This window comes from Novosphingobium panipatense, from assembly GCF_900182875.1.
GTDB classification, from domain to species: domain Bacteria; phylum Pseudomonadota; class Alphaproteobacteria; order Sphingomonadales; family Sphingomonadaceae; genus Novosphingobium; species Novosphingobium panipatense.
In genome coordinates this window covers 323,344-335,315 of the sequence record NZ_FXUI01000004.1, presented here as the reverse complement: position 1 = coordinate 335,315, position 11,972 = coordinate 323,344, and the positions used below count along the sequence as shown (strand labels likewise).

Sequence of the window (11,972 nt, the reverse complement as noted above, 5' to 3'; positions counted from 1 at the left end):
TCGGTCGCCGGAATGGCAACCGCCTTGGCCCGCTCAGGTCATCGGCCCTGTGAACAGGAGCGGATCGAGGCGCGCGTCGGCCCACTTGATCGACCAGTGCAGGTGCGGCCCGGTCGCGCGGCCCGTCATGCCGATGCGGCCGATCACCTGCCCCTGCTTCACATGCTCGCCTTCCTTTACCAGGATCTGGGAGGCATGCAGGAAAGCGCTGTTGAGGCCCATGCCGTGATCCAGCATCAGCAGGTTTCCCTCCAGCGAGAAGGGTCGCTCGGCAGACAGGATCACGACACCGTCGGCGGGCGCCACGAACGGTGCGCCCGCTCCGCCCGTACTGATATCGAGGCCTGAATGGTAAGCGCCCGGCTCCCCGCGATAGACGCGCTGCGAGCCGAAGCGGCCGGAAATCCTTCCCTGAGCGGGCCAGATGAAGCGCTGACGCCAACCCTGCGCATCCGTCACCCGCGCCCGTGCGGCTTGGATTAGAGCAAGTTCGGGGCGGCGCACCTTCATGAAGGCTTCGGAGGGGCCGCCCGGTCGCCGTGCGACGTTCACATGCTCGATCCGCCAGTCCCGCGGGGCGACCGCCAGGTGCTGCTCGCCCGCGCTGCCGTCGGCATAAGTGACGCGCAACAGCGCATTTGGGGCAGCATCGCGATCGAAGGCGACGAACCACTGGCCGTCCTGGGCGACCTTCACCGGTGTTCCATCCAGCGACAGCGCGCGCACTCCGGCCGGCAGGGTCCCGCGCAGCCATCCCCCTTGCGTCAACTCACCCGTAAACGGCAGCGTCACCGGCCTTGGCGCCAGGATTCCGCGCGCCGGGCGCGGCTTCGCGGCTGCCCCCAGGGCGACGGGCAGCCCGAGAAGCAAGGCCACCATGAAGAACGTACGTTTCGAGATGCGGCGCCCGGTCCGCCGGGTCATGCCGGCTCCAGAAGGCGCCGTGTCGCGATCTCGGCCGTGGCATAAGGCTCCTGCCGGTCCGCGCTCCAGTAGCGGAGAGCTTCCAGCGCGATCTTCTCTCCGGTGACGGCACAGGTGACGTAATGGCCGGGGCTGAGCACGCGAAAGCCATTGGGGCCATAGGCAAGCTTCGCCGGACGGTCTGCAGAGGACATCAACATGGACCGATCCTAGCAAAACCTTTTCGTCAGAACAAATCGCCCTGCCGCGAGGGGGCGCGTGCCGGTCGCGCAGGCTTGCGAGAGGCCGGCGGCGGCGATGTCTGCCCTTCCCGCAGGACTGACAATTCTCCGTCACGAAACTCTATCACGAGCCGGTTCTGCGCCGCTGCGGCCTCCTTGCTGGTCAGAGCCGCCCCGTCCGGCGACTTGACCAGCGCATATCCGCGCTGCAGCGGCAAGCGCGGATCGAGCTGGGGCAGCACCCGGGCCGTCGGAGCGAGTGCGTCGCGTGCGAGCGCCCACCGGCGCTCAAGCAGGCGCGGCGCAAGGCCGATCCGACCGAGGCGTTCGTCGCAAAGCTGCACACGGTGGCGCAGCAAAGGTAGCGAGAGCCGGCCCGCCACCTGCTGTAACGCCCGCCCCTTGGCTGCGGCCTCATCGCGCAGGCCGCGCCGCAGCCGCTCCGAAAGTTCATCGAGCCGCTGCGCCCTGGCCGCTAAGATGGCTTCCGGCTTCGGCAGACGCTGCACCCGCGCCTCGAGCCGCTCACGGCCCAGCATCACCGGCCGCAGCGCGCACTTGCGCTTGCGAAGCGCCAGATCGGCAAGCTGCGCGGAGAGTTCGAACCGCACCGGCACCGCCATTTCCGCAGCGGCCGTGGGCGTGGGCGCGCGGCGATCCGCCGCGTGGTCGCACAGCGTCGTATCCGTCTCGTGCCCAACCGCCGAAATCACGGGGATTGTCGATTCGGCGACGGCGCGCACAACGACTTCCTCGTTGAAGCTCCACAGATCCTCGATCGAGCCACCGCCCCGGGCGACGATCACCAGATCGGGGCGCGGTATCGGGCCGCCGGGTTGGATTGCGGAAAACCCGCGCACGGCGCCTGCGACCTGCGCGGCGGCACCTTCGCCCTGCACGAGCACCGGCCAGACGAGCACCCGGCTCGGGAACCGATCGGCGAGACGGTGCAGAATATCGCGAATCACCGCCCCGGTGGGCGACGTGACCACGCCAATGACCTGCGGCAGGAAAGGCAGAGGGCGCTTGCGCTCCGGCGCGAAGAGTCCTTCAGCGGCAAGGCGGGCGCGGAGCTTCTCCAGCAGCGCCAGCAACGCGCCCTCCCCCGCGATCTCCATCGTTTCGATGACGATCTGGTACTTGGAACGCCCCGGATAAGTGGTCAGCTTGCCGGTCGCGATGACTTCCACGCCGTCCTCGGGCCGGAAGGCCAGCCGCTGTGCGCCGCCTTTCCACATCACCCCATCGATAACGGCCTTGTCGTCCTTGAGAGCGCAGTAAAGATGCCCCGACGCCGCCCGCTTCACACCGGACAGTTCCCCGCGCAGGCGCACGAAACCGAAGCGGTCCTCCACGGTCCTCTTCAGCAGGTTCGAAATCTCGCTGATCGAAAGCGGCGCGGCGTTGTCCCCGGCGGTCTCCTTCGCTACCAGCCCCCCGGAACGAGCGTCATCGTTATCATCGAAGAACTGACTGGAAGGCACGGGAAATGAACATCCTGCTACTGGGTTCGGGCGGCCGCGAACATGCGCTGGCCTGGAAGCTGGCGCAATCCCCGCGCTGTGATGCCCTGTGGGCGGCGCCTGGAAATCCCGGGATCGCGGAAGAGGCAACCTGCATCGATCTGGACGCCACCGATCACGCGGCCATCCTGAAGTTCTGCGACGAAAAGGCGATCGGTCTCGTCGTGGTCGGCCCGGAAGCGCCGCTGGTCGACGGCCTGGCGGATTCCCTGCGGGCGGGCGGGGTCGCCGTCTTCGGCCCCAGCAAGGCCGCCGCACAGCTTGAAGGGTCGAAGGGGTTTACCAAAGACCTGTGCGCACGCGCCGGCATCCCGACCGGCGGCTACGAACGCGTCTCCACCCTGGCCGATGGCCAGGCCGCGCTGGAGCGCTTCGGTGCCCCGGTCGTCATCAAGGCCGATGGTCTTGCCGCGGGCAAAGGCGTCACCGTCGCCATGACGATGGAGGAGGCGGAAGCGGCCATTCAGGACATCTTCGCCGGACGCTTCGGGGAAGCCGGCGCGGAAGCCGTGATCGAGGAGTTCCTCGAAGGTGAGGAGGCGAGCTTCTTCGCCCTGACCGACGGCGCCACCATCGTTCCCTTCGCCTCGGCGCAGGATCACAAGCGGGTGGGCGATGGGGACACCGGGCCGAACACGGGCGGCATGGGCGCCTACAGCCCCGCGCGCGTTCTCACGCCCGAACTTCAGGCCGAAGCGATGACCCGGATCATCGCGCCTACGGTGAAGACTCTGGCGAATGAAGGCATGCCCTATTCCGGCGTGCTGTTCCTCGGCCTCATGCTGACCGCCAAGGGGCCGCAGCTAATCGAGTATAACTGCCGTTTTGGCGATCCGGAATGCCAGGTCATGATGATGCGCCTCGAAAGCGATCTCGTCGAACTGCTGCACGCCTGTGCCGAGAACCGCCTCGCGGCCATTCAGCCTCCGCGTTTCTCGGACGATGTCGCGCTGACGGTCGTGATGGCTGCCAACGGCTACCCCGGCACGCCCGAGAAGGGCGGAACGATCCGCAACATCGACGCGGCCGAAGGCGAAGGAGCGAAAGTCTTCCACGCGGGCACGGCCATGAAGGACGGGAGCCTTGTCGCCAGCGGTGGCCGCGTCCTGGCTGTCACCGCCCGTGCCGGAAGCGTGACTGAAGCGCAGGCAAGCGCTTATGCGGCGGTCGATCGGATCGACTTCACCTCCGGCTTCTGTCGCCGCGACATCGGCTGGCGAGAGGTGGCGCGCGAAAAGGCCCATGCTTAAGCACGCCGACCCCATCCTGAAGCTCTGCCTGGCGCTCGGTACCCTTCTGGCCGGGGCAGGCGTGGGCTACTATTTCGGTATATACCTGCCCGCGCAGGACATCCGCCGACAGACGCTTGCCATGGCGGAAAAGCAGTCCCGCGCGGCGGAGCAGGCAAAGGCCCTCGCCATCCGCGCGCAGCGGGAGCGGGAGGCGCAGGCCGCTTATGAACAGTGCGTGACGTCCAGCGAAATGGCCTATCGCCAGCGCTGGAACCAGGCATGCGAGGCGATGCACGATGCGGATCGCGCGGCTTTCGACGATTGCGCGGACGACTTCTTCAGCACGCGCGGCGGCTGCCTTGCGCGGCATCCGATCCGGCCTGCGCAGGATTGCGCACTGCCCAGCCGGACCGCGCAGTCGCTTTCGGATGCACGGGATCAGCGCAAGGGACAGTGCGCCGCCCAGCTGCAGACGGCGCAACGGGCGCAGCCCTAGTTCCTGCAGCAGGACGGAGGCGAGGTGTCAGACCTCGCCGTTCACCAGAAGGTTGACCATGAGCGCAAGCCGCTGGGCATCGTCGCGTGCAAGGTGCTGCCGGGGAAGCCGCTTTCTCGCCGCTTCCACCGCAGCGGCCACCTGATCGCGGGTGAAGCGGTGTTCCTGCAGCAATTCGCCAAGGTGATGAACGGGAAACGGCAAGGGTCGGCGCACCGCCTGGCACAGGACTTCCAGCCAGTACTGGTCGAGATCCGCATCGGCGTAGACACGGCAGTCCTTGGCGAAATCCGCCATCTCGTCGAGGACGTGCTCCGCGGTAAGGCCCTGTGTCTCCAGCAGCGCGCGGGAGATGCCGTGCAGGGCCTCTGCCTCGGGCGACCAGTCCCAGTAGCGCCAGGCTTCCACCGGGCGGATCAGCCAGGCGCGGCTTGAGCCGTCGCTGCGCGCCAGGGCAACTTCGATGGGGTAGGACTGCCCATAATCGGGCAGGCAGCTCGCTTCGAAGTCGATCAGCGCGGGACAGCTCAAGCGCGTTCCTTTCCGGTTCAGCCCATGCGGCGGTTCACGTACTCTGCCAGATCGCATTCCGGGCGGGCCCCGTAGTGCGAAATGATTTCGCTGGCACAGATCGAACCCATCTGCAGGCACTCCTGCAGGGATTTGCCCCGAACGTGACCATAGAGGAAGCCGGCCGCGAAAAGATCCCCGGCGCCGGTGGTGTCGATCACCCGGTCGATCGGCTGCGCGGCCACCTCGGCCCGCTCTCCGTTCGTAAGCGCCACGGCGCCTTCCGCGCCCTTGGTGACGACCAGCACCTGCACCTTGTCCGACAGCATGGCGATGCCGTCTTCGAACGAGGACGTGCCGGTGAGCGTCGCCATTTCATGTTCGTTGCAAAACAGCAGGTCGATCGCACCCTCTTCGATCAGCGCGAGGAAGTCGCCCCGGTGCCGCTCGATCACGAAGCTTTCCGAGGGCGTGAAGGCGATCTTGCGGCCCGCGTCCCGTGCGGCCGCGATGGCCTTGCGCATGGCCGCGCGCGGCTCTTCCGGATCCCACAGGTAGCCTTCGAGATAGAGGACGGCGGCCTCGGCGATCTTTGCCGCGTCCAGCTTCTCGGCCGGCAGCAGGTGCGAGGCGCCGAGGAAGGTGTTCATCGTGCGCTGGCCATCGGGCGTCACGAAGATCAGGCAGCGCGCCGTCGGCGGCTGACCCGGGCGGGCCGGGACGTCGAATTCGATGCCGGCGGCGCGGATATCGTGCGTGAAGACCTCGCCCAGCTGATCCTCGGCGACCTGACCGATGAAACCGCACTTCGCGCCGAGCGCGGCAAGGCCTGCAAGGGTGTTCGCAGCGGAGCCGCCTGATATTTCCCGCGCCGGGCCCATGGCGTCGTACAGGGTGCGCGCCTGGTCCGCGTCGATCAGCATCATGCCGCCACGGGAAAGGCCAAGCTCCTCGATCTGGGTATCCGAGCAGTTGCCAATGACGTCGATGATGGCGTTGCCAATGGCGATTACGTCCAGACGGGGTTGCGTCATGGGGTTGATAAGTCCTTCGTGTCCGGAAAAAGTGTTGCCAAGGCGAGTAGCGTGCGGCTTGCCGCTCGGCAAGCGCTGCCCGGACGAAGGGGCGTTGACTCGAAAGCCGGGGCGCGCAATGCCCCGGCCCGACCATGAGCAACACCCTCAATGCCCGAGCCGCCCTGAACCGCCGCCTTGCCGCACCGCTTGCGGCGGTGACACTGGCGCTCGCCGTCTCGGCCTGCGCCGGTGGCGCGATCCCGAGCACGTCGGCTCCGAAGCGCATAAAGGGCGTTCCGGCCGTGCGGCAGCCCAGCCGGGCCGCGCCGCGCGATGCCGCCATCCAGATGGCCCCCGGCCTTGAAGGCGTGATCGGGGCGAACCAGGGCCAGCTTGTCCGCACCTTCGGACAGCCGCGCCTTGACGTCTGGGAGGGTGACGCCCGCAAGCTGCAGTTCAGCGGAACCGCCTGCGTCCTCGACGTCTTCCTCTATCCCAGCTCCACCTCGAGGGAGCCGCACGCAACCTACGTCGAGGCACGCCGCAGCTCCGACGGCCAGAACGTCGACCGCGCCGCTTGTGTCGCCGCTCTGAAGAGGTAGCCTCAGCTTACCCGGATCGGCGGGAGGATGTCCTTGCCCGCCGCGCCCGCTTCATCGACCAGACCTTCAGGGTCGGTGTGGATGAGGATTTCGGTATCGGGAAACGCGCTTCGCAATTTGCTTTCCAGCGCGTCCGTGACCTTGTGCGCCTCCCGCACGGTCATGTCGGCATCGACCCAGACGTGGAACTGGACGAAGTCCCTGTTGCCCGATGTGCGCGTGCGCAGGTCGTGAACGCCGCTGATGTCCGGATTGCCAGCGAGAAGCGCCAGCAGGCGCTCCTTTTTCTCCGACGGCCATTCGTGATCCATCAGCTGGTCCAGCACCTGCTTCGAGGCGCCCCAGGCCCCCCAGCCCAGCCAGCCTGCGATGGCGAGACCGAAAAGCGGGTCTGCGCCCGACAGCCCCGCATACCGGTCGAGGACAAGCGCCGCGATCACCGCCAGGTTAAGCAGGAGATCTGATTGGTAATGGGTGCTGTCCGTGCTGATGGCGAGGCTTCCGGTGCGGCGCACCACGTGGCGCTGCCAGCCGACCAGCAGCAAGGTCACCGCGATAGCCGCCAGGGAGACGCCGATCCCGTTACCGGCTGACTGCACGCGACTGCCCGCGAAGAACTGCTCCACCGCCCGGCTGGCGATACCCAGCGCCGAGAGCGAGATCAGCACGATCTGGAAGAGAGCAGCGATCGCCTCCGCCTTGCCATGGCCGAAGCGGTGCTTGTCGTCGGGAGGATGCGCCGCGATCCCTACGCCAATCAGAGTCGCAACGCTCGCCACCAGATCGAGCGCGGTATCGGCCAGGCTGCCCAGCATCGCCGTGGAACCGGTGGACCAAGCCGCCCAACCCTTGATCCCGAGGAGGATCCCCCCCGCCGCGATGCTGGCCATCGCGGCGCTGCGGTTGAGGTCGGCCGAAGTGCGGCTCACGGGTAAAGCAGCGTGCTGGCCCACCCGTCGGGACCGTGTTCGAAGCGGCGGCGTTCGTGGAGACGGAACGGCCTGTCGTGCCAGAACTCCATCGCCTGCGGCCGGACCCGCCAGCCGCCCCAGTGCCGGGGCCGCTCGACGTCCTCGCCCTCGAACCGTGCGCGTGCGCGCTCATAGCGGGAGAGGAAGGTGGACCGCGCATCCAGGGGGGCGGACTGGTCGGAAGCAACCGCGCCCAGTTGCGAATCGCGGGCACGCGAATGGAAGTAGGCTTCGGCTTCGGCGTCGCTGACCGGCGACACCACACCTTCGATCCGTATCTGGCGGCGCAGGCTCTTCCAGTGGAAGAGCAGCGCGACGTTCGGGTTCGCCACGATCTCGCGCCCCTTGCGGCTGTGGCCGTTGGTGTAGAACACGAAGCCTTCCGGCCCATGATCCTTCAGCAGCACCATGCGAACCGAAGGCAGGCCGTCCGGCGTGGCCGTGGCCAGCGCCATCGCATTGGAATCGTTCGGCTCCGAAGCGCGCGCTTCCTCGTACCACTGCGCGAACAGCCTGAAGGGATCGCCATGAGGGATGACCTCACGGACCTGCTCGGGATCGCCGCTGACGATGGATTCGGTGGGAGACGAAGGGGTCATGATGTGCATGTCCTGCCGTTGAGAAAGGGCAACTCGCCCGCCGTTGCCCCGGTTGCGCAAGGCTGCGCCTTGATCATGGACAATTCGAAAAGCGATTAAGGGACCTGCCGTAGACGTGCAACCCACCGGAATAGCCACACGACCGCTTGTCCAAACCCCGGCCGCAACCTAGCTAGGCCACATGGCAGCAGATCCTTATTCCATCTTGGGCGTTTCCCGCGGCGCAAGCGAGAAGGACATCAAGTCCGCCTATCGCAAGCTGGCGAAGGAACTTCACCCGGACACCAACACGAACAACCCGCGTGCGGCGGAACGCTTCAGCGAAGTGACCGGCGCCTACGACCTGCTTTCGGACAAGACGAAGCGGGCCCAGTTCGATCGCGGCGAGATCGATGCGGAAGGCAATCCGACGAACCCGTTCGGCGGTGGCTACGGGGGCGGCTTTGGCGGCGGTCCCGGCGGGCAGCGTGGATTTGGCGGCGGCTTCGGCGCAGAAGACGGTATCGATCTGGAGGACATCTTCGGCGGTATCTTCGGTGGCGGCGCCGGTGGACGTGGTGGCGGCATGGGGGGCATGGGCGGCGGACGCGGCCGTGCGGCCCCGCGCGGCGCGAATGTGAACTACCGGCTTGCCGTGTCGTTGACCGACGCGGCGGAGCTGAAGCCGCAGCGCATCACCCTCTCCGACGGCAAGACGATCGACCTCAAGCTGCCAGCCGGTGTGGAGGACGGAACTCAGATGCGGCTGGCCGGCAAGGGCGAGCCCGGGCCCGGCGGCGCTGGCGATGCCACTGTCACCATCCAGATCCAGCCTCACGCCTTCTTCAAGCGCGATGGCGACGACCTTCGCCTGGACCTTCCCGTCACCCTGGATGAGGCGGTGGCCGGGGCCCGGATCAAGGCTCCGACCGCGTCCGGCGCGGTGATGCTGTCAGTTCCGGCCGGCGCCAGTTCCGGCAAAGTGCTGCGCCTGAAGGGTCGCGGCATGACCCGCAAGGACGGCACGCGGGGCGACCAGCTCATCACCCTCCAGATCGTCCTGCCGGAGGCGGCGAGCGAAGCGGCAGCCGATCTCGCCCGCCGTCTCGAAGGCTGGCAGGACACGCGCGACGTACGCGGAAAACTTGGCGTCTGACGCGCCGACGCGCGCCGCCCCGGCGGAGCATGAACGCACCGACGCTTTGCGGCGGAAGCTGAAACACAACATTCGCCGCCGGGCCGGGCCGGGGACGCGCGTCTTTCGGGTAGTGATGCGCATTGCCGGCGGCACGTGGGACGACGGCTTCATTCACGCCGGGAACCTTGCCTACATGTCGCTGCTGGCGCTGTTTCCGTTCTTCATTGCCCTTGCCGCCATCCTGTCCGTGCTGGGAGAGCAGGACCAGATGGGCGCTTCCATCGACACGATTCTCCACACCCTGCCGCCGCGTGTCGCCGACGTGCTGCGGCCGGTGGCCTACGACGTAGCCGCAGCGCGGCACGGCTGGCTGCTGTGGATCGGCGGCTTTCTCGGCCTGTGGACGGCGGGCAGTCTGGTGGAGACGATCCGCGACATCCTCCACCGGGCCTACGACGTGAAGAAGCGCCTGCACTTTTGGCGCTCGCGCCTCGTGTCAAGCGCGGTCATCTTCGGATCCGTCCTGCTGCTGCTCATCTCCCTGTCCTCGCAAGTGCTGCTTTCCGCCGCCGAGACGATCCTCGCCACGCTTTTCCCAAGGCTCGGCACTCTTTCGGACCAGATGGCGGTCTCGACGGCCGTCAGCGCGGGCGGCATCTTCGTGTCGATTTACCTGCTGTTCTATCTGCTTACCCCATCCGACTATCAGGGGCGCGGCTACCTCAAATGGCCCGGAGCGGTCTTCGTGACAGCCTGGTGGCTGCTCGTCGCCTGGGCCCTCCCGAAAGTCCTGCAGAGCTTTCTCATGTACGACCTGACATACGGAAGCCTTGCCGGAGTGATGATCGCGCTTTTCTTTTTCTGGCTTGTGGGACTAGGGATGGTCATAGGCGCCGAACTTAACGCGGCGCTTGCGCAGGCAAACGAGGCGACAGTCGGCCCCGCAAGCCCGCCATCGACGGCCGACACGGCCTCACGGCCCAACGACGAATAGTTTACAGGAAGAAACGAATGACCGGTCTGATGCACGGTAAGAGGGGCCTCATCATGGGCCTTGCCAACGACAAGTCGCTGGCCTGGGGTATTGCGAAGAAGCTGCACGAACAGGGCGCCGAACTGGCGTTCTCCTATCAGGGCGACGCCCTCGCCAAGCGGGTGAAGCCGCTGGCCGCAAGCCTCGGCTCCGATTTCCTCATCGACTGCGACGTGTCGAGCATGGAGGCGCTCGACGCGGCCTTCGCCACCCTGGCGGAGCGCTGGGAGACAATCGACTTCGTCGTTCACGCGATCGGCTTCTCGGACAAGAACGAACTGCGCGGCAAGTACGTCGACACCAGCCTCGACAACTTCCTGCTTACCATGAACGTCTCGGCCTATTCGCTGGTAGCCGTCACCAAGCGCGCGATGGCGATGATGCCGAACGGTGGGTCCATCCTCACGCTGACCTATTACGGCGCAGAGAAGGTCGTGCCGCACTACAACGTGATGGGCGTGGCCAAGGCCGCCCTCGAATCCTCGGTCATGTACCTTGCCAACGACCTTGGCCCGCAGGGCATCCGCGTCAACGCGATCTCGGCGGGACCGGTCAAGACCTTGGCGGCCAGCGGCATCGGTGATTTCCGCTACATCCTGAAATGGAACGAGCTGAATTCGCCGCTGCGTCGCAACACCACGATCGAAGACGTCGGCGGTTCGGCACTCTACTTCCTGTCCGATCTGTCCTCGGGCGTGACGGGTGAGACGCACCACGTCGATTCGGGTTACCACCTCGTCGGCATGAAGCAGGAAGACGCGCCTGACATTGCCCTGGCCTGACCGGCGCCACCACGACGAAAGGGCCGGAGGGAAACTTCCGGCCTTTTGTTTTTCTGATGACGCTCTACGGGGTCTCCACGGCCCGGGCGGGGGCGATCGCCTCGATCTTCACCTTCTCGGGCGCTGTCGCCTTGACGAAGAGCTGCCACGACGAAATCGCGAGCACCGCCGCCAGCAGGGGCTGCAACACGCGGTCCGGGGCGTGCGTGGACAGATAGCTGCCAACCACGACGCCCGGGATGGAGCCGATCAGCAGGTTCGTTAGCAGGGTTCCGTCGACGTCCCCCATGATCCAGTGCCCGGTGCCGGCGATTAGCGCCAGCGGGACGGCGTGGGCGATGTCGGACCCCACGATCCGTGCGACCTGAAGCTGGGGGTACAGCACGAGCAGCACGGTAACGCCGATCGCACCGGCGCCCACGGAGGAGATTGAGACGGCAAGGCCGATGAGCGCGCCGAGCACGATCGTTCCGCCCACTTCTCGGCCCGCGGATCGGCGGGCGCTGCAATCATGGGCATGGCGAAAAAGCCACTTTCGCCCAATGACCGCCAGCGAGGTCAAGGCGAGAAGGCAGGCCAGCGATACCAGAATGATCTGCTCGGTTGATTCGCCCACCTTGCCGATCAGGGCCAGGACCACCAGCGTGACGAGAGCGGCGGGGATGCTGCCAAGTGCCATGCGCCTGACGATCGTCCATTCCACCGTTTCCCGGGAGCCGTGAACGGCCGAACCGGCAATCTTGGTAAGGGCGGCAAAGAGAAGGTCGGTGCCGACTGCGGTCTTCGCGCTGACGCCGAACAGGAGCACCAGCAGGGGCGTCATCAGCGAGCCGCCGCCTACGCCGGTAAGGCCGACGAGGCCACCCACGAACAGCCCCGCGATAGCATGGTAGATGTCGATCGTTTCGGTTACGCCCAAGGCTCGCCCCTCCCGCACAGGGGCATG

Annotated in this window: 14 protein-coding genes; 6 read left to right on the top strand and 8 right to left on the bottom strand. The window is 66.6% G+C overall.

Annotated features, from left to right (window positions below; genetic code table 11):
• Window positions 1–33: 33 nt before the first annotated feature.
• Genes QOL62_RS09280 through xseA form a run of 3 tightly spaced genes read right to left on the bottom strand, consistent with a single transcriptional unit; the run spans window position 34 to window position 2,629 of the window.
• On the bottom strand, window positions 34–879 hold the full coding sequence (locus QOL62_RS09280; RefSeq protein WP_379511654.1) for a M23 family metallopeptidase: 846 nt from the start codon (window positions 877–879) through the stop codon (window positions 34–36).
• 41 nt (window positions 880–920) lie between these two features.
• On the bottom strand, window positions 921–1,124 hold the full coding sequence (locus QOL62_RS09275) for a DUF2093 domain-containing protein (RefSeq protein WP_103729287.1): 204 nt from the start codon (window positions 1,122–1,124) through the stop codon (window positions 921–923).
• A gap of 26 nt (window positions 1,125–1,150) precedes the next feature.
• The gene (gene xseA / locus QOL62_RS09270) at window positions 1,151–2,629 is read right to left on the bottom strand and encodes an exodeoxyribonuclease VII large subunit (RefSeq protein ID WP_103729286.1); all 1,479 of its coding nucleotides are present in this window, start codon (window positions 2,627–2,629) and stop codon (window positions 1,151–1,153) included.
• Between the two features lie 5 nt (window positions 2,630–2,634).
• Between xseA and purD the strand changes: the two genes are divergently transcribed.
• Window positions 2,635–3,918 (top strand): phosphoribosylamine--glycine ligase, encoded by a 1,284-nt coding sequence (purD, locus tag QOL62_RS09265; RefSeq protein WP_283406020.1) that lies wholly within the window; start codon window positions 2,635–2,637, stop codon window positions 3,916–3,918.
• On the top strand, window positions 3,911–4,396 hold the full coding sequence (locus QOL62_RS09260) for a hypothetical protein (protein ID WP_283406019.1): 486 nt from the start codon (window positions 3,911–3,913) through the stop codon (window positions 4,394–4,396). Before purD ends, QOL62_RS09260 begins: the two co-directional genes overlap by 8 nt.
• Before the next feature lie 27 nt (window positions 4,397–4,423).
• On the opposite strand, the gene QOL62_RS09255 is transcribed toward QOL62_RS09260, so the two are convergent.
• Together QOL62_RS09255 and QOL62_RS09250 are read right to left on the bottom strand one after the other, a co-directional pair.
• On the bottom strand, window positions 4,424–4,927 hold the full coding sequence (locus QOL62_RS09255) for a 3'-5' exonuclease (protein WP_103729283.1): 504 nt from the start codon (window positions 4,925–4,927) through the stop codon (window positions 4,424–4,426).
• A 17-nt stretch (window positions 4,928–4,944) separates the two neighbouring features.
• Window positions 4,945–5,940: an adenosine kinase gene (locus QOL62_RS09250; RefSeq protein ID WP_103729282.1), complete on the bottom strand. Its 996-nt coding sequence runs from the start codon at window positions 5,938–5,940 to the stop codon at window positions 4,945–4,947.
• Between the two features lie 134 nt (window positions 5,941–6,074).
• Here QOL62_RS09250 and QOL62_RS09245 point away from each other — a divergent pair, with 134 nt between their 5' ends.
• Window positions 6,075–6,524, top strand: coding sequence for a hypothetical protein (locus QOL62_RS09245; RefSeq protein WP_283406018.1), 450 nt, complete (start codon window positions 6,075–6,077; stop codon window positions 6,522–6,524).
• Between the two features lie 2 nt (window positions 6,525–6,526).
• Here QOL62_RS09245 and QOL62_RS09240 read toward each other — a convergent pair whose 3' ends face one another.
• Both QOL62_RS09240 and pdxH read right to left on the bottom strand, forming a co-directional pair.
• Entirely contained in the window at window positions 6,527–7,414 is an 888-nt protein-coding gene (locus QOL62_RS09240; RefSeq protein WP_283406043.1) for a cation diffusion facilitator family transporter, read from the bottom strand.
• Between the two features lie 35 nt (window positions 7,415–7,449).
• Window positions 7,450–8,094, bottom strand: a complete 645-nt coding sequence (gene pdxH / locus QOL62_RS09235; RefSeq protein WP_283406017.1) for a pyridoxamine 5'-phosphate oxidase — start codon at window positions 8,092–8,094, stop codon at window positions 7,450–7,452.
• A 181-nt stretch (window positions 8,095–8,275) separates the two neighbouring features.
• Here pdxH and QOL62_RS09230 point away from each other — a divergent pair, with 181 nt between their 5' ends.
• The 3 genes from QOL62_RS09230 to fabI all read left to right on the top strand — a co-directional run bounded on the left by QOL62_RS09230 (window position 8,276) and on the right by fabI (window position 11,026).
• A complete protein-coding gene (locus tag QOL62_RS09230; protein WP_283406016.1) occupies window positions 8,276–9,229 on the top strand; it encodes a DnaJ C-terminal domain-containing protein in 954 nt (317 codons plus the stop codon).
• A 115-nt stretch (window positions 9,230–9,344) separates the two neighbouring features.
• Entirely contained in the window at window positions 9,345–10,205 is an 861-nt protein-coding gene (locus tag QOL62_RS09225) for a YihY/virulence factor BrkB family protein (RefSeq protein ID WP_283406015.1), read from the top strand.
• A gap of 17 nt (window positions 10,206–10,222) precedes the next feature.
• Complete coding sequence (fabI, locus tag QOL62_RS09220) at window positions 10,223–11,026, top strand: enoyl-ACP reductase FabI (RefSeq protein ID WP_283406014.1); 804 nt, start codon at window positions 10,223–10,225, stop codon at window positions 11,024–11,026.
• A gap of 64 nt (window positions 11,027–11,090) precedes the next feature.
• Here fabI and QOL62_RS09215 read toward each other — a convergent pair whose 3' ends face one another.
• Window positions 11,091–11,945 carry a sulfite exporter TauE/SafE family protein gene (locus QOL62_RS09215; RefSeq protein ID WP_283406013.1) on the bottom strand — a complete coding sequence of 285 codons (855 nt, stop codon included), beginning with the start codon at window positions 11,943–11,945 and terminating at the stop codon, window positions 11,091–11,093.
• Between the last annotated feature and the right edge of the window lie 27 nt (window positions 11,946–11,972).

What these genes read in the sequence shown, in the direction of transcription:
- QOL62_RS09280 (WP_379511654.1), bottom strand. Translation starts at nt 879, where the DNA reads ATGGTGGCCTTGCTTCTCGGGCTGCCCGTCGCCCTGGGGGCAGCCGCG.
- QOL62_RS09275 (WP_103729287.1), bottom strand. Translation starts at nt 1,124, where the DNA reads ATGTTGATGTCCTCTGCAGACCGTCCGGCGAAGCTTGCCTATGGCCCC.
- purD (WP_283406020.1), top strand. Translation starts at nt 2,635, where the DNA reads ATGAACATCCTGCTACTGGGTTCGGGCGGCCGCGAACATGCGCTGGCC.
- QOL62_RS09260 (WP_283406019.1), top strand. Translation starts at nt 3,911, where the DNA reads ATGCTTAAGCACGCCGACCCCATCCTGAAGCTCTGCCTGGCGCTCGGT.
- QOL62_RS09250 (WP_103729282.1), bottom strand. Translation starts at nt 5,940, where the DNA reads ATGACGCAACCCCGTCTGGACGTAATCGCCATTGGCAACGCCATCATC.
- QOL62_RS09245 (WP_283406018.1), top strand. Translation starts at nt 6,075, where the DNA reads ATGAGCAACACCCTCAATGCCCGAGCCGCCCTGAACCGCCGCCTTGCC.
- QOL62_RS09240 (WP_283406043.1), bottom strand. Translation starts at nt 7,414, where the DNA reads ATGGCCAGCATCGCGGCGGGGGGGATCCTCCTCGGGATCAAGGGTTGG.
- pdxH (WP_283406017.1), bottom strand. Translation starts at nt 8,094, where the DNA reads ATGACCCCTTCGTCTCCCACCGAATCCATCGTCAGCGGCGATCCCGAG.
- QOL62_RS09230 (WP_283406016.1), top strand. Translation starts at nt 8,276, where the DNA reads ATGGCAGCAGATCCTTATTCCATCTTGGGCGTTTCCCGCGGCGCAAGC.
- QOL62_RS09225 (WP_283406015.1), top strand. Translation starts at nt 9,345, where the DNA reads ATGCGCATTGCCGGCGGCACGTGGGACGACGGCTTCATTCACGCCGGG.
- fabI (WP_283406014.1), top strand. Translation starts at nt 10,223, where the DNA reads ATGACCGGTCTGATGCACGGTAAGAGGGGCCTCATCATGGGCCTTGCC.